Origin of the sequence: Neorhizobium fuzhouense, assembly GCF_042611105.1 — a bacterium.
Taxonomy (GTDB): domain Bacteria; phylum Pseudomonadota; class Alphaproteobacteria; order Rhizobiales; family Rhizobiaceae; genus Neorhizobium; species Neorhizobium galegae_A.
The window spans coordinates 155,449-176,813 of record NZ_JBHFFP010000006.1; the positions used below are offsets into that span (position 1 = coordinate 155,449).

Annotated in this window: 21 protein-coding genes; 16 read left to right on the forward strand and 5 right to left on the reverse strand. The window is 62.8% G+C overall.

Translation table 11 applies throughout. The features are described 5' to 3' along the window. Nucleotides 1-6: 6 nt before the first annotated feature. The 3 genes from ACEXP3_RS12910 (at nt 7) to ACEXP3_RS12920 (ending at nt 1,826) form a co-directional block, all read left to right on the forward strand. Nucleotides 7-294, forward strand: a complete 288-nt coding sequence (locus ACEXP3_RS12910; RefSeq protein WP_377297624.1) for a DUF1330 domain-containing protein — start codon at nt 7-9, stop codon at nt 292-294. 156 nt (nt 295-450) lie between these two features. After that, entirely contained in the window at nt 451-1,431 is a 981-nt protein-coding gene (locus ACEXP3_RS12915) for a complex I NDUFA9 subunit family protein (RefSeq protein WP_377297625.1), read from the forward strand. A gap of 239 nt (nt 1,432-1,670) precedes the next feature. After that, a complete protein-coding gene (locus ACEXP3_RS12920; protein WP_210103794.1) occupies nt 1,671-1,826 on the forward strand; it encodes a hypothetical protein in 156 nt (51 codons plus the stop codon). A gap of 129 nt (nt 1,827-1,955) precedes the next feature. Here the strand turns inward: ACEXP3_RS12920 and ACEXP3_RS12925 are convergent, their stop codons facing one another. Continuing rightward, nucleotides 1,956-2,762: an undecaprenyl-diphosphate phosphatase gene (locus ACEXP3_RS12925; RefSeq protein WP_210103795.1), complete on the reverse strand. Its 807-nt coding sequence runs from the start codon at nt 2,760-2,762 to the stop codon at nt 1,956-1,958. 155 nt (nt 2,763-2,917) lie between these two features. On the opposite strand from ACEXP3_RS12925, the gene ACEXP3_RS12930 reads away from it, so the two are divergent. From ACEXP3_RS12930 to guaA, 13 genes are all read left to right on the forward strand, one after another. Then, nucleotides 2,918-3,610 carry a glutathione S-transferase family protein gene (locus tag ACEXP3_RS12930; RefSeq protein ID WP_210103796.1) on the forward strand — a complete coding sequence of 231 codons (693 nt, stop codon included), beginning with the start codon at nt 2,918-2,920 and terminating at the stop codon, nt 3,608-3,610. Continuing rightward, nucleotides 3,591-4,766 carry a tRNA epoxyqueuosine(34) reductase QueG gene (queG, locus tag ACEXP3_RS12935; RefSeq protein WP_377297626.1) on the forward strand — a complete coding sequence of 392 codons (1,176 nt, stop codon included), beginning with the start codon at nt 3,591-3,593 and terminating at the stop codon, nt 4,764-4,766. Before ACEXP3_RS12930 ends, queG begins: the two co-directional genes overlap by 20 nt. 3 nt (nt 4,767-4,769) lie before the next feature. Beyond that, nucleotides 4,770-5,642, forward strand: coding sequence for an NAD-dependent epimerase/dehydratase family protein (locus ACEXP3_RS12940; protein WP_377297627.1), 873 nt, complete (start codon nt 4,770-4,772; stop codon nt 5,640-5,642). Between the two features lie 434 nt (nt 5,643-6,076). Continuing rightward, nucleotides 6,077-6,400 carry a septal ring lytic transglycosylase RlpA family protein gene (locus tag ACEXP3_RS12945; protein WP_348635457.1) on the forward strand — a complete coding sequence of 108 codons (324 nt, stop codon included), beginning with the start codon at nt 6,077-6,079 and terminating at the stop codon, nt 6,398-6,400. Nucleotides 6,401-6,489: 89 nt separating this feature from the next. Continuing rightward, on the forward strand, nt 6,490-7,773 hold the full coding sequence (locus tag ACEXP3_RS12950) for an RsmB/NOP family class I SAM-dependent RNA methyltransferase (protein ID WP_377297628.1): 1,284 nt from the start codon (nt 6,490-6,492) through the stop codon (nt 7,771-7,773). Between the two features lie 157 nt (nt 7,774-7,930). Next, the gene (locus tag ACEXP3_RS12955; protein WP_377297629.1) at nt 7,931-9,205 is read left to right on the forward strand and encodes an imelysin family protein; all 1,275 of its coding nucleotides are present in this window, start codon (nt 7,931-7,933) and stop codon (nt 9,203-9,205) included. Nucleotides 9,206-9,252: 47 nt separating this feature from the next. Beyond that, on the forward strand, nt 9,253-10,788 hold the full coding sequence (locus ACEXP3_RS12960) for a di-heme oxidoreductase family protein (protein ID WP_377297630.1): 1,536 nt from the start codon (nt 9,253-9,255) through the stop codon (nt 10,786-10,788). Beyond that, the gene (locus ACEXP3_RS12965) at nt 10,788-11,897 is read left to right on the forward strand and encodes an imelysin family protein (protein ID WP_377297631.1); all 1,110 of its coding nucleotides are present in this window, start codon (nt 10,788-10,790) and stop codon (nt 11,895-11,897) included. Before ACEXP3_RS12960 ends, ACEXP3_RS12965 begins: the two co-directional genes overlap by 1 nt. Nucleotide 11,898: 1 nt before the next feature. Beyond that, nucleotides 11,899-12,981: a DUF1513 domain-containing protein gene (locus ACEXP3_RS12970; RefSeq protein WP_377297632.1), complete on the forward strand. Its 1,083-nt coding sequence runs from the start codon at nt 11,899-11,901 to the stop codon at nt 12,979-12,981. A gap of 70 nt (nt 12,982-13,051) precedes the next feature. Continuing rightward, complete coding sequence (locus ACEXP3_RS12975) at nt 13,052-13,504, forward strand: TspO/MBR family protein (protein ID WP_377297633.1); 453 nt, start codon at nt 13,052-13,054, stop codon at nt 13,502-13,504. Between the two features lie 63 nt (nt 13,505-13,567). After that, nucleotides 13,568-14,017, forward strand: coding sequence for a PaaI family thioesterase (locus ACEXP3_RS12980; RefSeq protein WP_377297634.1), 450 nt, complete (start codon nt 13,568-13,570; stop codon nt 14,015-14,017). Further along, a complete protein-coding gene (locus tag ACEXP3_RS12985; RefSeq protein WP_377297635.1) occupies nt 14,014-14,652 on the forward strand; it encodes a 5'-methylthioadenosine/S-adenosylhomocysteine nucleosidase in 639 nt (212 codons plus the stop codon). The genes ACEXP3_RS12980 and ACEXP3_RS12985 overlap by 4 nt, the downstream gene beginning before the upstream one ends. A 40-nt stretch (nt 14,653-14,692) precedes the next feature. Further along, nucleotides 14,693-16,270, forward strand: a complete 1,578-nt coding sequence (gene guaA, locus ACEXP3_RS12990) for a glutamine-hydrolyzing GMP synthase (protein WP_377297636.1) — start codon at nt 14,693-14,695, stop codon at nt 16,268-16,270. Nucleotides 16,271-16,400: 130 nt separating this feature from the next. On the opposite strand, the gene ACEXP3_RS12995 is transcribed toward guaA, so the two are convergent. From ACEXP3_RS12995 to ACEXP3_RS13010, 4 genes are all read right to left on the reverse strand, one after another. Continuing rightward, a complete protein-coding gene (locus ACEXP3_RS12995; protein ID WP_377297637.1) occupies nt 16,401-17,327 on the reverse strand; it encodes a LysR family transcriptional regulator in 927 nt (308 codons plus the stop codon). A gap of 317 nt (nt 17,328-17,644) precedes the next feature. Beyond that, on the reverse strand, nt 17,645-19,258 hold the full coding sequence (locus ACEXP3_RS13000) for a glycoside hydrolase family 43 protein (protein WP_377297639.1): 1,614 nt from the start codon (nt 19,256-19,258) through the stop codon (nt 17,645-17,647). Nucleotides 19,259-19,338: 80 nt separating this feature from the next. Next, a complete protein-coding gene (locus ACEXP3_RS13005) occupies nt 19,339-20,472 on the reverse strand; it encodes a Gfo/Idh/MocA family protein (protein ID WP_377297640.1) in 1,134 nt (377 codons plus the stop codon). 130 nt (nt 20,473-20,602) lie between these two features. After that, nucleotides 20,603-21,364: a sugar phosphate isomerase/epimerase family protein gene (locus tag ACEXP3_RS13010; RefSeq protein WP_377297641.1), complete on the reverse strand. Its 762-nt coding sequence runs from the start codon at nt 21,362-21,364 to the stop codon at nt 20,603-20,605. Nucleotide 21,365: the final 1 nt, after the last annotated feature.

The window sequence follows — 21,365 nt, forward strand, 5'->3', positions numbered from 1 at the left end:
CAAGACATGGCCAAGGGATACTGGATCGCCCGCATCGATATCAAGGAGCCGGACCGCTACAAGGATTATGTCGCGGCCGCCAAGCCGGCGTTTGAGAAATACGGCGCGGTGTTTCTGGCCCGCGGTGGCGAGGCCGTGGCGCTGGAAGGCACCGGCCGGGCCCGCAATGTCGTCATCGAATTTCCCTCCGCACAGGCCGCCATCGACTGCTTCCATTCGCCCGAATACCAGATTGCCGCAAAGATCCGCCAGGAAGTGGCAGACGGCGAACTTCTGGTCGTCGAAGGCGTCTGATCCTGCCGAATGCCGGCCATTCGGCCGGCATTCAAACCTGCCTGCGGTTTTTGGCCGCCCGCACGCGCCTGAACCTTGAAGGACACTTCACCTTGCCGGGCGGATCGGCTAGAGACAGAGGACATAGATCTCTCCCAAGGCTTCCGGAGCACTGCCATGACCATGTCCAATCTTCCGCCGCTCGTCACCGTGTTCGGAGGCTCTGGCTTTGTCGGCCGGCACGTGGTGCGCGCGCTCGCCAAGCGTGGCTATCGCATCCGGGTGGCCGTGCGCCGTCCCGATCTTGCAGGCTTTCTGCGCCCGGCCGGCTATGCGGGCCAGATCCAGCTGGTGCAGGCGAACCTTCGCTACCGCGCCTCGATCGATCAGGCCGTTGCCGGTTCGAGCCATGTGGTCAACTGCGTCGGCATCCTGTTTGAAAGCGGCAAGAACTCGTTCGATGCCGTGCAGGAATTCGGCGCCAAGGCCGTGGCCGAGGCTGCCCGCGCCGCCGGCGCCGGCCTGACGCATGTCTCGGCTATCGGTGCCGATGCCAAGTCGGCCTCCTCCTATGCCCGCTCCAAGGGCCGCGCCGAAGAGGCGATCCGCTCGATCCTGCCGGGTGCGGTGATCCTGCGCCCCTCGATCGTGTTCGGCCAGGAGGACAATTTCTTCAACAAGTTCGCCGACATGGCCCGCACCATGCCGTTCCTGCCGCTGATCGGCGGCGGCAAGACGAAATTCCAGCCGGTCTTCGTGGAAGATCTGGCTGAAGCCGTGGCGCTCTCGGTGGACGGCAAGGCCGTGCCCGGCGCCACCTACGAACTCGGCGGCCCGGAAGTGCTGAGCTTCAAGCAGTGTCTCGAGGAAGTGCTGCGCGTCACCTATCGCAAGCGCAGCTTCGTTGGCCTGCCGTTTGGCGTTGCCAGCTTCATCGGCAACATCGCCTCCAAGATCCCGCTCATCACGCCGCCGCTCACCGGCGACCAGGTGACGCTGCTGAAGACGGACAATGTGGTCTCGAGCGTAGCCGAAAAGGAAGGGCGCACGCTGAAAGGCCTCGGCATTGCCCCGACGCTTCTGGCGAGCGTCCTGCCGAGCTATCTCGTTCAGTATCGCGTGCATGGCCAGTTCACCGGTACCGGCAAGGCCGCCTGAGGCGCTTGCATCTTCTATCTGATCCAGGATGCGACACAAACAGGCAGGCGGAGCGTCTGCCTGTTTTCATATCTCCTAATGTGACACAAAAGTCGCAGGCTCTGACCGCATGTCGTTAACCGGCGGTTCATCAAGATGGCCTATTGAAGTCTTGAGGCTCGGCCCGTAAACCGCAGCCTCTCTCAACGACGACTCGTATGGCCGTGACACAGATTTCATCCTCCGAAAGGCACTCCTCCATGGGCAAGTCCATCGCACTGTTTTTTGCGTGTGCGGCACTGGTCATTCTTGCCGGCTCCTTCCTGGCGCCGGGCACGGTTGCGGCCAACAAGGGCGCCTGCGCCCCGGCCTATGGCGTCGATCCGTGCAGCACCACAAGCTCGATCCGTCGCTAATCACGTAAGCGCGTGCCCGCCCCGCCCCCAAGGGGTCTGAGGCACCGATCGCGAACCGAGCCGATCCCATCAAAAAAGCCGGGCCGCTTCTGCGACCCGGCTTTTGTTTTTGGTCCCGTTAACGGTGGATCAGGCGATCATGCCGAAGGAGGCAAAGCCGAGCAGCAGGACGCCGAGGATGATGCGATAAACGGCAAACACGGTGAAGCGGTTGGTCTGGATATAGGAGAGCAGCCATTTGACCGCGATAAAGGCAACCACCGTCGAGGTGACGAAGGCGATGCCGAGCGATGTCCAGTCTTCACCCGCCACGCCCTGGTCCTTCAGCGTTTTCAAAAGCTGATAGGCGCTCGCCGCATACATGGTGGGAATGCCGACGAGGAAGGCAAATTCCGTGGCAGCGGCGCGGTTGCCCGTTCCGGCCAGCATGGCAACGAAGATCGTGGCGCCCGAGCGCGACGTGCCCGGAAATACCCCGGCCACCACCTGCGCAATACCGACCAGAATGGCCGCAAGCCAGGTGATGCGCGTGCTCTGCGGCCGCTTGGCAGCCGCCCATTCGGCAAAGATCATCCAGAACCCGCCGATGATCAGCGCCCAGGCAATCGGGCTTGCATCTTCCGGCAGTTCAAAGCCCAGCTTCTTGACGAGGAGGCCGAGCACGGCGGTGATCAGGAAGGCCACGATGAGCTTCAGCGCATAATCGCGGTTTTCCGGTTCGCGCCAGCCGAGAACGAGGTTCAGAAGCCGGCGCCAGTAGATGATGGTGACGGCGATGATCGCGCCGGCCTGGATCACGATGTTGAACGTGTCGGACCGGCTGCCCAGCCACTGCTCGGCAATGATGAGATGGCCGGTGCTGGAAATGGGCAAAAATTCGGTGATCCCCTCGACCACCCCAAGAATGAACGCGCTAAGTATGCTCTGGTCCGCCATTCTTAATCCTTTATTGAGTAGATGACGACAGTTTGAAGGAGTTGGGTCGGCATTGCTTGTGCTGGGCTTATCAAACCCATATAGCTGCATTACGTCAGGCCTGTGCAAGATGCGAGCCATCCTCCCTGTCGAATAATCATAAAGTTCATGTGTCCATGCCCACCCTCTACCATCACCCGATGTCTTCCGCGTCGCGTTTCGTCCGTCTGATCCTGGCGGAATACGGCTTTCAGACGGATCTGGTCGAAGAGCAGCCCTGGGAGAAGCGGCGCGAATTTCTGGCGCTCAATCCGGCAGCGACGCTTCCCGTCTATGTGGACGACAGCATGCGGGTTCTGTGCGGCCCCAATGTTCTTCTCGAATTCCTCGACGAGACGCACGGCGTCCTGAAACGTGATCGCCGGCTTCTGGCGGAAGATCCGTTCCAACGCGCCGAGATCCGTCGGCTCACCGAATGGTTTCTGCTGAAGATGGAGCAGGACGTCACGCGGCCCCTGACGCGCGAGCGCGTCTACAAGCTGCAGATGACGCCGGCCCAGGGCGGCGGCGCGCCGGACAGCAAGGTCTTGCGCATGGCGCGCGCCAATATCCGCCAGCATATGAAATACCTCTCCTGGCTTGCCGGATCGCGCACCTGGCTTGCCGGCGGGCGCTTGAGCTACGCGGATCTGGCCGCCGCCGCCTCGATCTCGGTGCTCGATTATCTCGGCGAGATCGATTGGCAGGAGACACCGGTTGCCAAGGAATGGTATCAGAGGCTGAAATCGCGGCCTTCGTTCCGCCCCATGCTGGCGGAACGCATCCGCGGCATCACGCCGGTATCTCATTATGCGGATCTCGACTTCTGAGGCGAATAAGCCCGCCGATCCAGACAAGCAGGCCTTGCGAAGCCGCAAGCTTTCCGCCTTCATCCGGCAGGAGGCCGAAGCGCAGGGCTTCGATCTCTGTCGCATCACCCGCCCGGACGCGATCCCCGAGGCACCTGCCCGGCTTGCCAGTTTTATTAAGGCCGGTCGCCACGGCACGATGGAGTGGATGGAAGAGACCTATGCCCGTCGTGCCGATCCGCGCACATTGTGGAGCGAGGTGCGCTCCATCGTCATGTTCGGTCTCAACTACGGCCCGGACGAAGATCCGCGCGGCCTTCAGGCCAAGCCCGATCGCGCCGCCATTTCCGTCTATGCCCGCAACCGCGACTATCACGACGTCATCAAGGGCCGGCTGAAGGAGATCGCCACCCGCTTTGCCGCCCGCGCCGGCGAGGATGTGAAAGTCTTCGTCGACACCGCGCCGGTGATGGAAAAGCCGCTGGCTGCGGCCGCCGGCCTCGGCTGGCAGGGCAAGCACACCAATCTCGTCTCGCGCAGCCACGGCTCCTGGCTGTTTCTCGGCAGCCTGTTTACGACGGCCGAACTTGAAATCGACGAAGGCGAGCGCGACCATTGCGGCTCCTGCCGCGCCTGCCTCGATGCCTGCCCGACCAAGGCCTTCCCCGCCCCCTACCAGATCGATGCGCGCCGCTGCATTTCCTATCTCACCATCGAGCATAAGGGCCCGATTGCCGCAGAATTTCGCCCGCTGATCGGCAACCGCATTTATGGCTGCGACGACTGTCTTGCCGCCTGCCCGTGGAACAAGTTTGCCGCCAGCGCGTCTGAAATGAAGTTTTCCGCACGCGAGGACCTCAAGGAACCTGAGATCGCCTTTCTGCTCGGCCTTGACGACAAAGCCTTTCGCGCCTTCTTCTCCGGCTCGCCGGTGAAGCGCATAGGCCGCGACCGGTTCGTGCGCAATGTGCTGATCGCGGCGGGCAATTCGGGCGAGGCGTCCCTGATCGAGCCCTGTCTTGCCCTTCTGACGGACGCAGCGCCGGTGGTGCGCGCCATGGCGGTCTGGGCGCTGTCGCGGCTGATGCCGGCATCCTCCTTCGCCGGCCTTTGCGCCGGACGCGGCAAGGACGACGACCCGCTGGTGGAAGCGGAATGGCAGATGGCAGGAGCGTGACCCATGCAGATGATGATCTTTGGCGCCGGCTATTCCGGTCAGGCGATTGCCGCAGAGGCTCGCGCGGCAGGGGCGACCGTCTCCGGCACCACCCGCAGCGCCGAGCGGCTGCAGGCTCTGGCCGACCAGGATATTGCTCCCTTCCTGTTTGATGGCGAGCGGCTGTCGGACGCGCTTGTCGCCGAGATGGCGCGCACCACTCATCTCGTCCAGTCGATTGCCCCCGGCCGAACCGGCGATCCGCTGCTGATGCTGACCGGCGGCGATCTCAAGGCATTCTTTCCGAACCTTGCCTGGGCCGCCTACCTCTCCACCGTCGGCGTCTATGGCGATCACGGCGGTCAATGGGTGACGGAAGAAACGCCCTGCCGGCCGGTGTCGCAGCGTTCCGTGGAACGGGTGGCGGCCGAAGAGGCCTGGGCGGAGGCGGCGATGCAGGCGGGCATCCCGATGGCGGTGCTGAGGCTCTCCGGCATTTACGGCCCGGGCCGCAACGGCTTCGTCAACCTGTCACAGGGCACGGCGCGCCGGCTGGTGAAGCCCGGACAGGTGTTCAACCGCATCCGCGTTGAAGATATCGGCGCCGCCACGCGGTTTCTCGCCGCACAAAACCTCGGCGGCATCTTCAACATCACCGATGACGAGCCCGCTCCGCCGCAGGATGTGGTGAGCGAAGCTGCCCGCCTGATGGGCGTGGCGCCTCCCCCGGAACAGGCCTTCGAGACGGCCGATCTCAGCCCCATGGCGCGCTCCTTCTATGGCGAGAACAAGCGCGTCTCCAATGACAGGATCTGCAACCTCGGATTTCAATTTCGCTATCCCGAATATCGCATGTCGTTGGCGCAGCTGTGGGCGGACGGACGCTGGAAGCCTTGATCTGCGGGGTTACGAGTCCCGGAATGAAACAGGTCGCTCCGGGTGAAAATTCCATCCTTCCGGCCTTTTTCGGTCATTCTTTCTTAATCTAATGGGCACGGCGCCACAAATTCTGTCCAAATAAGGCGTTTCGGCCCCTCGCACGATAAAAAAATTTCGGCCGATTTCGTGAGCCGGTGCAGGCCCTGAATCGGGTCGGAACAGTTTTCCAGTTGGTGACTGATTCGGTTAAACTTTTTCCAATTTCAGCGCAAATTTCCTTAGCTGGCTTACGTTCACGAATGTTACAGCCATTAACATTGCGTGATAGCAAACCCCACGTTTTCGCCTTTTTTGGCCGTGCCTAAGCCTCCCACGCGCCAATTCCTGGCGCTGGTCTCAGGGGATACTGAAATTTGACGCTCGTTAAACGCACGACTTTCGTAACGGTTGCCATTGCCACCTTAAGCCTTCTCGGCCCCATCAACGCCCATGCAGCACCCGGTTGTGGTCACGCCTCCTGGTATGCGCTGAATTCCAAGACAGCCTCGGGCGAACGCATGAATGCTTCGACGCTGACTGCCGCGCACAAGTCGCTGGGCTTCGGCACGAAGGTGAAGGTCACCAACAAGCGCAATGGCAAGACCGTCGTCGTGCGGATCAACGATCGCGGTCCGTTCATCAAGGGTCGCGTCATCGATCTCTCCAAGGCTGCCGCCCAGAACATCGGCATGGTGGCCGCCGGCACTGCCCAGGTCTGCTACGAAGTCATCGGCTGACCGGCGCCCGCCGCCCGCCTCTGACGCCCGCCCTTGCTCTTGCCATGGATCGCGGCTAAACGCGGCTCTGACACCGAAGGAGATGGAAGATGCGTTTGGGCGGACGAATGGCGGCGGCCATCGAGGTATTGGCCGATGTCGAGGCGCGCAAGCGGCCCGTCACCGATGCCCTCAAGGACTGGGGCCTTGCGCATCGCTTCGCCGGCTCCGGCGATCGCGCCGCCATCGGCAATATTGTCTATGACGCGCTGCGCATGCGGCTGTCGCATGCCTATCTGATGCAGGACGAAGGCGAAGCCGCCCTCGTCTACGCGGTGCTGCTGCGCCAATGGGGCTTTACGCCGGACACGCTCGGCGCAGAACTCGCCGACGACAAGTTCGCCCCCGCCGCACCGGACCTGACGGCCTTCCTCGCCCGCGATCTGGGGCAGGCGCCGGCGCATGTGCAGGGCGACATTTCCGAATGGCTGGTTGACGCCTTTCAGGCCGCCTTCGGCGCCGACCGCTGGCTCGCCGAGGCGAAGGCCATGGCCGAGCGCCCCTCGCTCGATCTGCGCGCCAACACGCTGAAATCCTCCCGCGACAAGGTGGTGAAGGCGCTGGATCGCTCTGGCGCAAAGCCCACCCGTATTGCCCGCCACGGCATCCGCATCGAGAGCGGCACCGGCGCCTCGCGTCTTCCCAATGTCACGGCCGAACTGTCCTTCCAGAAAGGCTGGTTCGAGGTGCAGGACGAGGGCTCGCAAATCGTTGCCGATCTCGTTCAGCCGTCCGAGGGCCAGCAGGTGCTGGATTACTGCGCAGGCGGTGGCGGCAAGACGCTGGCGCTTTCGGCAGCCCTCAACAACAAGGGCCAGGTCCATGCCTATGATGCCGACCGCAAGCGTCTCGCGCCGATCATCGAGCGCCTGCGCCGCGCCGGCACCCGCAATGTGCAGGTGCATGACGATGTGGCCCAGATGAAGGCCTTCGAGGGACGCCTCGATACGGTTCTGGTCGATGCGCCCTGCACCGGCACCGGCACCTGGCGCCGCCGGCCGGACACGAAATGGAAGCTGACGCAGAAGAATATCGAGGAGCGGCTGGACCAGCAGCGCGACGCGCTTGCCTCCGCCTCCGCCTATGTGAAGCCGGGCGGCGCGCTCATCTACGTCACCTGCTCGGTGCTGCCGGAGGAAAATGCCCGCCAGGTCGAACGCTTCTTGGCGGAAAATCCTTCATTCCAGCCGGTGGCGAGCCTGCCGGCCTACGAAAAGCTGTTTGGCGCAGACGCACCAAAGCCCTATTCCACCGATGGATCGGGCCTGACGCTGACGCCGGCAAGTACCGGTACGGACGGGTTCTTCTTCTGTCGGCTGCAGCGCAACGCATAGCGACGGTTGCGGCCGGACTTGCGCTTCGTCAAATCCGGCGTATTAGAGTGTCCCTGGCCCGACCACCGCTTCAAATCGTTCTAATCTAGATTATTTGACACTGGTTTTTGTTTGCGTCATGACACGGCAATCGAGATCCGCCGACGCAGGAGAAACCATGATCCGTAGAACGCTATTGAACGTGAGCCTTGGAGTGCTGGCCGCCTCCGCCGCTTTCATCGTGACGCCGGCCGGCGCTGCAGAACCGGCAGCGGTTCTCACCCACTACGCCGATCTCGCCCATGCCAAGTATGAGGATGCGCTGACGACGGCAAAGGCGCTCGACGGCGCCATCGACGCGCTTCTCGCAAAGCCCTCCGAGGCAACGCTGATCGCAGCGCGCAAGGCCTGGATTGCCGCGCGCGTTCCCTATCAGCAGTCGGAAGTCTACCGCTTCGGCAATCCAATCGTCGATGAGTGGGAAGGCAAGGTGAACGCCTGGCCGCTGGACGAGGGTCTCATCGATTACGTCGATGCTTCCTACGGCACCGAAAGCGATGCCAATGCCTTCTACACCGCCAATATCATCGCCAATCCGAAGCTGAAGGTGAATGGCGAGGAAATCGACGCTTCGAAGATCACGCCGGAACTGATCCGCAGCCTGCATGAGGCGGGCGAAGTGGAAGCCAATGTCACGACCGGCTACCACGCTATCGAATTCCTGCTCTGGGGCCAGGACCTGCACGGCACCGGGCCCGGCGCCGGCGAGCGTCCCTATACCGATTACGACAAGGCCCATTGCACCAACGGAAATTGTGACCGTCGCGGCGATTACCTGAAGGCGGCCTCCGCCGCTCTGGTCGAAGACCTGCAGGAAATGGTGACCGCCTGGGCGCCCGAGGGCGAAGCCGCAAAGGCGGTCGAAGCCGATCCGAAGGCCGGCCTCACCGCTATCCTCACCGGCATGGGTTCGCTCTCCTATGGGGAACTGGCCGGCGAGCGCATGAAGCTCGGCCTTCTGTTGCACGATCCGGAAGAAGAGCACGACTGCTTCTCCGACAACACGTTCAACTCGCATCTGAACGACGCCATCGGCATCGCGTCGGCCTATAACGGCACCTATACGCGCATCGACGGCACGAAGATGACCGGCCCGTCGCTGTCGGAGATCGTCAAGGCGAAGGATCCGGCGCTCGATGCCGAAATGACCGCCAAGCTCGACAAGACGCTTGCCGCCATGCACGCCATGGCCAAGCGCGGCGAAACCGTCGAAGCCTATGACCAGATGATCGGCGAGGGCAATAAGGAAGGCAATGCCGTGGTGCAGGCCGCCATCGACGGGCTGATCGACCAGACCAAGACTGTCGAGCGCATCGTCACCGCACTCGATCTCGGCACGGTCAAGCTGGAAGGATCCGACAGCCTCGACAATCCGAACGCCGTGTTCAAGTAAGAAGATCGGAGGGCCGGCCGTTGAACCACGGCCGGCCCGCACCTCCTATGACCCAGCGCCCGGCATTTCTCGCCCTCGTCATTGCCCTGTCCGGCGCAGCCTGCCTTGCTCCTGCTGCAGCCCTTGGCGCAGCGCCTGGCGCAGAGCAGCGCACCGATCTTTCGCCAAAGGACCGCCAGCGCGTCGACGCCGTCACGGCCGTCACCACCGACTTTTCAAAGCCGGAACCCTTCGAGGCCATGGCCGGCGGGGCCGCCACGTCGACAGCACCTGTCGATGCAAACGCCTTCTCGCAATTCTCCGCCAATCTGGATTTTTCCGCGCGCGAACAATTTTCGCTCGGCAATGCGCTGTTTTCCAAGCTCTGGGTCGCCGCCCCCTCCTCCACGCAGGCCTCCGACGGGCTCGGGCCGCTTTACAATGCCCGCTCCTGCCTCAGCTGCCATATCCGCGATGGCCGCGGTCATCCGCCGGAGGGATCCGGCGACGCGACCTCGATGCTTTTGCGGCTTGCGCGACCGGCCCGCACGCCCGCCGAACAGGCGATGATCGACCGCCACGATCTCCTCAATTTCCCCGATCCGACCTATGGCGAACAGCTGCAGGATCTGGCGGTGCCCGGCCTTGCCGCCGAAGGCGAAATCGACATCCGCTACGAGGAACAGCCGGTCACGCTAGCCGACGGCACCGTGGTCACGCTGCGCAAACCCCGGTATGACGTGTCCAAACGCGCCTATGGCCCGCTTGCCCAAGACACCACGCTCTCCCCGCGCATTGCCCCGCCCATGCCCGGCATAGGACTGATCGAAGCCATCGCCGAGGCCGATATTCTGGCCAATGTCGATCCGGGCGACCGCAATCATGACGGCGTCTTTGGCAAGGCGGCTGTGGTGAGGGACCACCGCACCGGTCGACTGACGCTTGGCCGCTTCGGCTGGAAGGCGCAGAATGCCAGCGTGCGCGATCAGGTGGCGGCCGCCTTTTCCGGCGACATGGGAATTTCAACGCCCGACCGGCTCGACCCCTATGGCGACTGCACGGTTGCCCAAACCGCCTGCCATGCGCTGGCCAATGGCGTTCAGCCCCGTCTTGGCGACAGCGAGGCGCCCGATCCGGTGATGGATCTCGTCACCTTCTATTCGGAAAACCTCGCCGTCCCCATGCGCCGGGATGTCGATGCGCCGGAGGTTCTGGCCGGCAAGGCGCTGTTTTACGCCTCGGGCTGCGCGTCATGCCACAGGCCGAAATATGTCACGCAACGCAACGCTGATGAAAAGGCGCTCGCCTTCCAGCTGATCTGGCCCTATTCGGATTTTCTGCTGCACGACATGGGCGAAGGCCTGGCGGACGGCCAGACGGTCGGCACGGCCGGTGGCCGCGACTGGCGCACCCCGCCGCTCTGGGGCATCGGGCTCACGAAGACCGTCAGCGGCCACAGTTTTTTCCTGCATGACGGCCGCGCCCGCTCCCTCACCGAAGCCATTCTGTGGCATGGTGGCGAGGCGGAACGCGCCCGTACCGCATTTTCCGCACTTGCCCGGCACGACCGGGATCTGCTTTTGAAATTCCTGGAGACGCTCTGATGTCGAGATGGCTGTCTGCTCTCGCGCTCACCCTGTTCCTTGCCACGCCGGGCCTTGCCGAGGAGGTGGATGCGACGGCCCCGTCAAAAACCTTGAGCGAGGAGGCGACGAAACAGGTGATGGCAAAGGTGGTGGATGACTTCATCCGCCCCGGCTATCGCGCATTTGCCGGAGAGAGCGCCATGCTGACCGATGCCATGGCAGGTCTCTGCGCGGCCCCTTCGCAAAAGAGCTACGAGGCGGCCCAATCGGCCTTCGAACATGCGGCCAGAAGCTGGTCGCGCATCGAGATCGTCCGGGTCGGACCGGTGCTGGATGCCTACCGCTTCGAGCGCATCCTGTTTTATCCCGATCGCAAGGGTACCGGCCTTCGCCAGGTGCAGGCCGTGCTGGCAGGCGCCGACGAAGGGGCGACATCGCCGGCCGGTCTTGCGCAGAAAAGCGTTGCCATACAGGGGCTCGGCGCCCTGGAATTCGTGCTCTACGGCACCGGCAAGGACGTCCTCCTCAGCGAGAAAGACAGTTTTCGCTGCCGCTATGGCCTGTCCATTGCCGGCAATGTACAGCGCATCGCCACCGAACTCACCCAGCTCTGGGACGAGCCGGACGGCATCCAGGAGGACTGGAAGAACCCCGGCGCCGACAGCGCCGTCTTCCGCGACGGCCATGAAGGCGTCACCGAGGCGCTCGGCATCCTCGTGCATTCGGCAGAGGCCGCGCGCGACCAGCGCATTGAAACCTTCTACAAGGGCGAAGCCAACAACACCTTTCCCCGCCAGGCGCTGTTCTGGCGCTCGAAGCTGACCTTCACCATGCTCGCGGGCAATCTCGAGGGCATTCACCGGCTGCTCGACACCTCCGGCTTTCGCGATCTTCTCGCTCCGGACCAGCAGCCGATTGTCGGCTCCATCGATGATCTGCTGATATCGCTGACAAAGCTGGCAAACGAGATGGAGCCCGATGTGGAAGTGGCCGTTGCCGACCAGGCACAGCGCCAGAAGCTCGATGTTCTGCTGAAAGACAGCCGTGACCTCATTCTACGTCTCAGCGACGGGCTGGGGGGCGGCCTGGGGCTCGGTGCCGGCTTCTCCTTCTCGGATGGGGACTGACATGGTGCGCACCGGCGAGATCGACCGGCGCCAGTTCATGCGCGCCGCCGGCATCGGCTTCCTGGCCGCCCTTGCGCCGCAGAACCTTTATGCGCTGGAGCGGGCGGATGCCGTCTTTGCCGCGGGCTTCAGAAGCCCTGATGGCGCCTATGGCATTGCCACGACCACTGCCGAGGGCCGGATCATCGACCGCATTGCGCTTCCTGCCCGCGCCCACGGGCTTGCCTATTGCAAGGCCACCGGACGCGGCGTTGCCTTTGCCCGCCGCCCCGGCACCTTCGCAATGATTTTCGATCCGAAGGGGGGTGAACAACCGGTGCTGATCCATGCGCCGGAGGGCCGCCATTACTATGGCCATGGCTATTTTTCCCCCGACGGGCGCCTGCTCTATGCCAGCGAAAACGACTTCGACGGCAATCGCGGCATGATCGGGCTTTACGATGCAACAAACGGCTTTGCCCGCATCGGCGAGTTCGAGGCCGCCGGCATCGGCACCCACGACATGACCGTCTCCGATGACGGGCGCCACCTGATCGTTGCCAATGGCGGCATAGAAACCCATCCGGATTTCGGCCGCACCAAGCTTAATCTCGACCGCATGCAGCCGTCGCTCGTCCTTCTGGATGCCGCGACCGGCCATGTGGTGCAGCGTCACGCGCTGCCGGCTCATCTCAGCCAGCTCTCCACCCGGCATCTGGATGTGGATGAGGGCGGGCGCATCTGGTTTGCCTGCCAGTATGAAGGGCCCCGCAGCGACCTGCCGCCGCTTGCCGGCTCGTTTGCGCTGGGGGAAGACCTGCGCTTCGTCTCGCTGCCGGACGACACCACGCAGCGGCTGGGCAATTATGTCGGCGCGATTGCGGTAAACAGGGCCGAACGGCTGGTCGGTCTTGCATCGCCCAAACTCGGGGCGGCCGTCATCCTGGATGCGCAGACCGGCCGGGTGATTGCCGAACAGGCGATTGCCGATGCGGCAGGCATTGCCGGTGCGCCGCAGGGTCTTGCCGTTTCCTCCTATGACGGGCGCCTCGCCGCAACCCGCTCGGAGGTTGCCTGGGACCAGCATCTCGTGCACCTTGCCTGAGGGCAAACGTCCGTCGCGATGCTTCGCCTCAACCCATGGTTATCGGCGCAAACTGCCCTAGTTAGGCCGCATGAAAAAGCTTCTCGTCCATCTCCTGTTCATTCTCGTCGTGGTCGGCCTTGGGGCTTTGATCGGCGTCTCAAACGTGCCGGGCCACTGGTACCAGTCCTTGCAGAAGCCCCCTTTCAATCCGCCGAACTGGATTTTCGGGCCGGTCTGGACGGCGCTTTACGTGCTGATCGGCATCGCCGGGGCGCGTCTGTGGCTTCAGGCGCCGGCCTCCAGCCGCACGCAGCTGTGGTTTGGCCAGATGGCGCTGAACTTTCTCTGGACCCCGGCCTTTTTCGGCATGGAAAGCACCGCTCTCGGCCTCTTCGTCATCATCCCGCTCCTTGCCTCTATCCTCGTCTTCATCGGCAAGAACTGGCAGCCGGACCGCGTGAGCGCCCTCCTCTTTGTGCCCTATGCGGTCTGGGTGGGGTTTGCGAGCCTGCTCAACCTTTCGCTTTTCCTTCTGAATTAGCCATAGGCTTGCGGGCCGGCCTCTGCCATGCCACTTTCGCGGCCGCACAAGGAATGGCAGGGCATGGACGATATCGATCCGGGAGATTTTCGCGCACGTGTGAGGCGCAGTTTCGATCGCCAGCAGGCGATGGTGACCATCGGGGGGAAACTGACCCGCGTCGAACAGGCCATGGTCGAGATCGAAATGCCCTTCGATGCAAAACTCACCCAGCAGCACGGCTTTCTGCATGCCGGCGTCATTGCCGCCGGCCTAGATGCCGCCTGCGGTTATGCCGCCTATACGGTGATCGAGCCGGAAGCCTCGATCCTGACCATCGAGTTCAAGGTCAACCTGATGTCGCCGGGACGCGGAGAGCGCTTTCTCTTTCGAGGCGAAATCACCAAACCCGGCTCCACCATCATCGTGGCCGATGGTCGCGCCTATGCTTTGAGCGACGGCCCGGCAAAACTGATTGCCTCGATGAGCGGCAGCATGATGGTGATCCGCGGCAGGCAGGATATTTCCGGATGAGTTTCGAGCTTCTGACCATCGCCGACCGATCCGTCCTCTTCGTCATGGCCGTGGATGCCGAATATGGCCCGCACCTGAGGGCGCGCATCCGCCCGCTGATGACCGGCGTCGGACCGGTGGAGGCCGCCATTGCCGTGGCAGGCACGCTGACGAGGCTTCAGGCGCAGGACAATCTTCCCGATCTCGTCGTCTGCCTCGGATCTGCCGGATCGCGGAGCCTCAAACAGACAGGCGTCTATCAGGTCTCCTCGGTCGGCTACCGCGACATGGATGCCTCGCCGCTTGGTTTCGAAAAGGGCCGCACACCTTTTCTCGATCTGCCGGCCGCAGTCGTCCTGCCGCATGCCATTCCCGGCATCCCCGCAGCCTCGCTCTCCACCGGCGGCCACATCATTTCGGGCTCGGCCTATGATGCGATCGAGGCCGAGATGGTCGACATGGAAACCTTTGCCGTGCTGCGCGCCTGCCAGGGTTTTGGCGTTCCGCTCATCGGGCTTCGCGGCATTTCCGATGGCAAGGCGGAACTTGCCCATGTGGGAGACTGGACCGAGTATCTGCATGTGATCGACGAAAAACTCGCAGATGCCGTCGATCGTCTCGCACAGGCCCTGATTTCCGGCGATTTGGCGCTCTGACCCGGTTGCGAAAAGCGGAAGTTTTCATTAAAGGCTCGCCATGACCCAGACAGCCCATCCCGACAGCATCCTCATCATCGATTTCGGCAGCCAGGTGACGCAGCTGATCGCCCGTCGCATCCGCGAGGCCGGCGTCTATTGCGAAATCCACCCCTTCCAGAATGCGCGCGACGCCTTCCTGAAGCTTTCGCCGAAAGGCGTCATCTTCTCCGGCGGCCCGGCTTCGGTCACCACCGAAGGCAGCCCGCGCGCGCCGGAAGAAGTCTTCGAGACGGGCGTGCCGATCCTTGGCATCTGCTACGGCCAGCAGACGCTCTGCACCCAGCTCGGGGGCACCGTCGAGGGTGGCCATGCCGCCGAATTCGGCCGTGCCGATGTCGAGATCCGGAAGGACAGTCCGCTGTTCGAGGGCTTCTGGACCGCCGGTGGCCGTTATCCCGTCTGGATGAGCCATGGTGACCGCGTGACCGAACTGCCGGACGGCTTCGAGGTCATCGCGACCTCCGAAAATGCGCCCTTTGCCATCGCAGCCGATGAGAAGCGCCGCTACTACACCACCATGTTCCACCCGGAAGTGGTGCACACGCCGGATGGCGCCAAGCTCCTGTCCAACTTCGTGCACAAGATCGTCGGCCTGAAGTCCGACTGGACCATGGCCGCCTACCGCGCCGAAATGATCCGCAAGATCCGCGAGCAGGTCGGCACCGGCCGCGTGCTCTGCGGTCTCTCCGGCGGTGTCGATTCCTCCGTGGCCGCCATTCTCATCCACGAGGCGATCGGCGATCAACTCACCTGCGTCTATGTCGATCACGGCATGATGCGCATGGGCGAGAGCGAGCAGGTGGTCGGCATGTTCCGCGACCATTACAACATCCCGCTTGTTCATGTGGATGCGTCCGACCTCTTCCTCACCGAGCTTGCCGGCGTCACCGACCCGGAAGTGAAGCGCAAGACGATCGGCCGCCTGTTCATCGAGGTCTTCGAAGCCGAGGCCGGCAAGATTGCCAATGACGGCAAGGGTGCGCCAAAATTCCTCGCCCAGGGCACGCTCTATCCGGACGTTATCGAAAGCGTCTCCTTCTCGGGCGGTCCGTCCGTCACGATCAAGAGCCACCACAATGTCGGTGGCCTGCCTGAGCGCATGAACATGGCTCTGGTGGAGCCGCTTCGCGAACTGTTCAAGGACGAAGTGCGCGCGCTTGGCCGCGAACTTGGCCTTCCCGACAGCTTTATCGGCCGCCACCCCTTCCCGGGCCCGGGCCTTGCCATCCGCTGCCCCGGCGCCGTCACCCGCGAAAAGCTCGATATCCTGCGCAAGGCCGATGCGATCTATCTCGACGAGATCCGCAAGGCCGGCCTCTACGACACCATCTGGCAGGCCTTTGCCGTGCTGCTGCCGGTCCAGACCGTCGGCGTCATGGGCGATTACCGCACCTATGATTTCGTCTGCGCCCTGCGCGCCGTCACATCCGTCGATGGCATGACGGCCGATTTCTACCCTTACGACATGAACTTCCTCGGCCGCACCGCCACCCGCATCATCAACGAAGTACGCGGCATCAACCGGGTCGTCTACGACGTAACCTCGAAGCCCCCGGGCACGATCGAGTGGGAATAATCTGAACCGGCGGCCGTGAGCAATCACGGCCGTTTTTTACGACCGATCCGGCCCATTCCTCGCAGCGCGCGCCATCGGCACAGGGCAGCGTCCATCGGAAAGGGCGTCTGCCGGCCTGCCCGCCCCCGCCTCACGCCACCGTGTCGCTCCGACAGGCTGCCGCAAGCTGCGCGCGCAGCCATTTCTGCGCCGGAGAATAATCGCAGCGTTCATCCCAGATCTGGTAGAAATGCGAGTGCGGAAACGGGACCGGACACATGATGACCGCAAGCGGCAGCATGCTGGCGTAATGAACGGCGACGCTGCGGGTGACAGTTGCCACGAGATCCGTTCCAACCAGAAGATAAGGTGATGTCAATTCGTCGGTTGCCGTGATCGTGCGCTCTCGCGTCACCTGCAGTGAGAGGCTGCGCTTCTCCAGGCCGAATGCACCGGTCTCGGCACAATCCTGCGTCACCACATGGCGGGCATTGGCGTAATCGACAAAGGTCGGAGTTGCGCGCGTGAAGGCATGGTCGCGGTCGACGAGACAGACGAAGTCCTCCTCGAACAGCAGAGCCCTGTTGAGGTGAGCCGGCGGGTCGATCCAGGATCCGACGGCCAGATCGGCCACGCCGGCAACCAGCAGGTTCGCGACCTCGTTGACGTCCGTCACCTTTCGCATCAAGAGCTTCACGCCCGGTGCCTGCCGCGTCACCTCGCGAACAAAACGGGCAAGCAGCGATGGCGACAGGTTTCCGCACAGCACCAGTGAAAATGTCTGGTGCAATCTCTGCGGATCGAAATCATCGGGGTTGACAATCAGTTCGTTGAGGTCGGCAAGCGCACGGATTGCGGCGTCGCGCAGCATCAGCGCGCGCTCCGTCGGCACCATGCGCCCGTCGCCGCGCAAGAGAAGCGGATCGCCGAATATTTCACGCAATTGCTTCAGAACAAGACTGGTGGCAGGCTGTGACAACTGCAGCTTGTTGGCCGCCTGCGTCACATTCCTTTCTTCCAGAAGTGTACAAAATACCTTCAGATTAAACGCAGTCAGCGGATTATCCAGTACGCGCAATCCGACCCCCTTCCGCTCACGGAACCCGATCAGATCCTTTGGCCAGAGGGTGGCAAGGACACCTCCCCCCAGGCATTGTCAGGGCCACCAGACCTTGCATACGATCAGGAACAGTTGAAATTCGCAGCCGATCGCATTTCTAATTGAATTATATCAATATTGTCGAGTTGTATTTCCAAAAAATACAAAACTTCTTTATGTAAAGTTTTCGTATTTTATAATATAATTCCCCATTAATAGTTTTTATATCATAAACATCAATGACTTCCAGGCACCTCTACAAGGCAAAGCCTTCTCAGACAAAATTAACGGTCGGGCTATTTCCAAAGCGGCTCATAGGCAAAGAGCGAAAAATCCGCCGCAACGGCTCGGCCGGTGATATCGAAGACGAACATGCCGGTAAAGGCACCGGTGAAGGAACCGTGTTCGCCGCGTCCGCCTTCGTCGGAAATCACGCCGGCATCGAGCACCGGGCCGAAGGGCTGCCAGTCGCCGCCCGGCGAAGTGCGATGGAAGAACTGCAGGTCATTGTCGTTGACCTCCAGCGCCAGATGCACCGGGCCATCCGCCACCGCCTCGCCGCTGCCGACGGGAAAGATCACCCGTGAATGCGGGTAATCGCCGGGGCAGGAGTACAGCGTGATGACGCGGCCGAGCTGTTCATGCAGGGTGACCGCCACCGCATGGAACTTGTGGCGGTTATAATAATGCGTCAGCCCCGCCGCCTGCTGATAGGTATCGGGCGAAAAATCCAGCACGGTTTCCGCCCGAAACGCGTGATGCTCCTGCCGGCGCGCCACAAGCGCCTGCTCGAACCATGATCCGATGCTTTCGCGCCCGTAAAGCCGCAGAGCGCCCGGCCGGGCGGTCAGGCTGAAGATACGCTCCGGTTCCGGCGTGCGCAGCCACTGGAAATCCGCAGGAAGCTCCGGGCCCTCGAAGGTCGTTTCAACGCGGGCGGTTTTCGGATGCGTCTCGGCGCCGTTCGGCGCTTCCACCTCGACAGCCGGTACGGTTCCGCCGTCGGCGAGATACAGCCAGTCGTCCCGCCAGACGCATTTTTGCAGCGCCGTCTCGCGCCCGAGCGTGCAGCGGCGTTTCGGCGCAAGCGGCCGGCCGCAGAGATGGGTGTGATAGGCCTCGCCCTCCGGCGTCTCGACATATTGCCCGTGGCCGGCGCGCTGCAGCGGCGCCTCCGGGTGATCCTTGGACGTGATGAGATGCGTGTCCGGATGCATCTCGTAAGGCCCGTCTATGGTTTTCGCGCGCGCCATCGTCACCGCATGATCATAGCCGGTGCCGCCTTCGGCCGTCGTCAGATAGTACCAGCCGTTGCGCTTGAAGAGATGCGGGCCTTCGACCAGCCCGAGCGTGCTGCCGGCAAAGATGTTCTTGACCGGGCCGACGAGGCGGCCGGCCTTGGCATCCCATTCCTGCAGCAGAATACCGTCGAAGGCCGGCGTTTTCGGCGCGCCGCCATAGCTTTCGGTGCGGTGGTTCCACTGCATGTTGACGAACCACTTTTTCCCGTCATCGTCGTGAAACAGCGACGGGTCGAAACCGGAAGAGTTCACATAGACCGGATCGGACCATTCGTCCTCGATGTTTCTGGCCGTCACGATGTAGTTGTGGGCATCCTTGAAGTTGCCATCCAGCCGCTTCACGTCCGTATAGACCAGGTAGAACAGGCCATCCGCATAGGAGAGGCACGGCGCCCAGATGCCGCAGCTGTCGGGATTGCCGCGCATGTCGAGCTGGCTGCGGCGTTCCAGCGGCCGTCGCACCAGCGTCCAGTTGGCAAGATCCTTCGAATGGTGGATCTGCACGCCCGGATACCATTCGAAGGTGGAGGTGGCGATGTAATAATCCTCGCCGACGCGGCAGATCGAGGGATCGGGGTTGAAGCCCGGCAGAATGGGATTGCGGATCATGGTTGCTCTATCTCCGGTGCAGCGTCGTTCAGGTTACGGCCGACCGCGCCCTGTCCCGAAGGCGCGGCCGGCGTCCGCTCTCAGCGCAGCAAGGCCTGGGCCTCGTCGATGCCCAGTGCCGCCGGCTGTGTGCAGGTCGTGGTCATATCGATGAACCGGCCCTCCTCGCCCGATTTGAGGATAGAGGTCATCACGTCGATGCCATGCAGCGCGCGCTCCAGCGAGCAGCGCGGATCACGCCCGTCGATCAGCGCGATCGCCATGTCGGCAAGGCCGGCGGTGCGATAATTGGCGCGCGGGCCGTTCGGGCTCTCCTGGTTGACCTTGCCGAAGGGATGATCCCAGGCCTCCAACGGCTTGATATCCTTGTTGCGGCCGGAAGCTTCCACGGTGCCACCGAAGAAGTTCGGGTCCGGCACGTAGAGCGAGCCTTCGGTGCCATAAAGCTCCATATTGGCGTGGCGGTGCGACCAGACATCCCAGCTCGCCGACAGCGTGATCGTCGCGCCGCTTACAAATTCCAGGAGCGCGTGAATGTTCGTCGGGGTTTCCACCGGGATCGTCTGGCCTGCCAGCGGCTGGCTGGAGATCGTACGCGTCGGATTTGCCATAGAGGTGAGCGCCCCCACCCGCTTCACCGGCCCGATGAGGTTGATGAGGCTGGCGATGTAATAGGGCCCGAGATCGAGGATCGGCCCGCCGCCGGCCAAGAAGAAGAAGCCGGGGTTCGGATGCCACATTTCCATGCCGGGGCTCATCACATGGCAGGTGCCCGACGTGATGCGGCCAACACCGCCCTCGTCGATATATTGACGGGCCAGCTGATGCGAACCGCCGAGAAAGGTATCAGGCGCACAGCCGACCGCCAGCCCCTTCGCCTTCGCCAGCGCCTGCAGCTCCTCGCCCTCTTCAAGGGACAGAACCAGCGGCTTTTCCGAGTAGACGTGCTTTCCCGCCTGAAGGATCGACTTCGACACGGCAAAATGCGTGGCGGGAATGGTGAGGTTGACGATGACGTCCAGCTCGTCATTGGCCAGAAGCTCGTCGATGGATTGCGCCGCCACGCCATACTCTTCGGCGCGTAGTTCGGCGGCGCTGCGGTTGATATCGGCGCAGGCGCGGATGTTCAGGCCCTTGAACAGCGGGGCCAGCGAAAAATAGGTGGTGGAGATATTGCCGCATCCGATGATGCCGACACCGAGTTCCTTGGCCATGGGGCGCTCCGGGAAGATGACATGTTTGGGAAATAGCGTCTGCCAGCACCCCCTCATCGAATGGCGGGGCCGGCAGTGTTGCGGACGATAGGAAGGGGCAGCCGTCACAGCCCACCCCTTCCAAAAGCGGTCAGTAGCCCTCGAAGGCCGCGATCGAGCGCGTGATCAGCCGGTCGAGATCGTTTGGATTGTCGTGCTCAACGACGTAATATTCGACGGCCGTCGAGGAAAGCGCCGCGACCAGATCCTTCCACGCCACCGTGCCATGGCCGACATCGGCCCAGCCGTCCTCGTCCGTGTTCTCGCCGGCGGGCGCGATGTCCTTCACATGCACGGCGCTGATGCGCTTGCCATAGCTTTCGATCCAGGCGAAGGGATCGGCCCCGCCGCGCACCACCCAGGCAATATCGGCCTCCCAGGACAGTTCCGGCCCGCCGGCCAGGATCTGCTCCTGCGGCGTCGAGCCGTCGGACAACGTCTTGAACTCGAAATCGTGGTTATGCCAGCCGAACACATAGCCCGCATCGCGAAAGGGTTTTCCAGCCTCCTGCAGGCGCTGGCCGAAGGCGAACCAGCCGCTGGCATCGGAGGGGCGCAGGTCCGGCAGCAGATAGGGGCAATAGATGGCCTTGATTCCCAGCGTTTCGGCCACTTTCAGCGCCCGCCGTGGTTCCTTTTCCAGCATGTCGAGGCCGAAATGGCCGGTCAGCATGGTAAGCCCCGCCGTATCGAGATCGGCCCGCAGCGCCTTCAGCGCCGCATCGTCCATCGTCGCATAGATGCCGCCGTAACCTTCCACATGGGCATAGCCTGCCGCCGAAAGCTTGGAGAGCGTTTCGCTGAGCGGCGGAAAGTTGCGGGCACTATAGAGCTGGAAGCCGAGTTTGGTCATG

What these genes read in the sequence shown, in the direction of transcription:
- ACEXP3_RS12910 (WP_377297624.1), top strand. Translation starts at nt 7, where the DNA reads ATGGCCAAGGGATACTGGATCGCCCGCATCGATATCAAGGAGCCGGAC.
- ACEXP3_RS12915 (WP_377297625.1), top strand. Translation starts at nt 451, where the DNA reads ATGACCATGTCCAATCTTCCGCCGCTCGTCACCGTGTTCGGAGGCTCT.
- ACEXP3_RS12920 (WP_210103794.1), top strand. Translation starts at nt 1,671, where the DNA reads ATGGGCAAGTCCATCGCACTGTTTTTTGCGTGTGCGGCACTGGTCATT.
- ACEXP3_RS12925 (WP_210103795.1), bottom strand. Translation starts at nt 2,762, where the DNA reads ATGGCGGACCAGAGCATACTTAGCGCGTTCATTCTTGGGGTGGTCGAG.
- ACEXP3_RS12930 (WP_210103796.1), top strand. Translation starts at nt 2,918, where the DNA reads ATGCCCACCCTCTACCATCACCCGATGTCTTCCGCGTCGCGTTTCGTC.
- queG (WP_377297626.1), top strand. Translation starts at nt 3,591, where the DNA reads ATGCGGATCTCGACTTCTGAGGCGAATAAGCCCGCCGATCCAGACAAG.
- ACEXP3_RS12940 (WP_377297627.1), top strand. Translation starts at nt 4,770, where the DNA reads ATGCAGATGATGATCTTTGGCGCCGGCTATTCCGGTCAGGCGATTGCC.
- ACEXP3_RS12950 (WP_377297628.1), top strand. Translation starts at nt 6,490, where the DNA reads ATGCGTTTGGGCGGACGAATGGCGGCGGCCATCGAGGTATTGGCCGAT.
- ACEXP3_RS12955 (WP_377297629.1), top strand. Translation starts at nt 7,931, where the DNA reads ATGATCCGTAGAACGCTATTGAACGTGAGCCTTGGAGTGCTGGCCGCC.
- ACEXP3_RS12960 (WP_377297630.1), top strand. Translation starts at nt 9,253, where the DNA reads ATGACCCAGCGCCCGGCATTTCTCGCCCTCGTCATTGCCCTGTCCGGC.
- ACEXP3_RS12965 (WP_377297631.1), top strand. Translation starts at nt 10,788, where the DNA reads ATGTCGAGATGGCTGTCTGCTCTCGCGCTCACCCTGTTCCTTGCCACG.
- ACEXP3_RS12970 (WP_377297632.1), top strand. Translation starts at nt 11,899, where the DNA reads ATGGTGCGCACCGGCGAGATCGACCGGCGCCAGTTCATGCGCGCCGCC.
- ACEXP3_RS12975 (WP_377297633.1), top strand. Translation starts at nt 13,052, where the DNA reads ATGAAAAAGCTTCTCGTCCATCTCCTGTTCATTCTCGTCGTGGTCGGC.
- ACEXP3_RS12980 (WP_377297634.1), top strand. Translation starts at nt 13,568, where the DNA reads ATGGACGATATCGATCCGGGAGATTTTCGCGCACGTGTGAGGCGCAGT.
- ACEXP3_RS12985 (WP_377297635.1), top strand. Translation starts at nt 14,014, where the DNA reads ATGAGTTTCGAGCTTCTGACCATCGCCGACCGATCCGTCCTCTTCGTC.
- guaA (WP_377297636.1), top strand. Translation starts at nt 14,693, where the DNA reads ATGACCCAGACAGCCCATCCCGACAGCATCCTCATCATCGATTTCGGC.
- ACEXP3_RS13000 (WP_377297639.1), bottom strand. Translation starts at nt 19,258, where the DNA reads ATGATCCGCAATCCCATTCTGCCGGGCTTCAACCCCGATCCCTCGATC.
- ACEXP3_RS13005 (WP_377297640.1), bottom strand. Translation starts at nt 20,472, where the DNA reads ATGGCCAAGGAACTCGGTGTCGGCATCATCGGATGCGGCAATATCTCC.
- ACEXP3_RS13010 (WP_377297641.1), bottom strand. Translation starts at nt 21,364, where the DNA reads ATGACCAAACTCGGCTTCCAGCTCTATAGTGCCCGCAACTTTCCGCCG.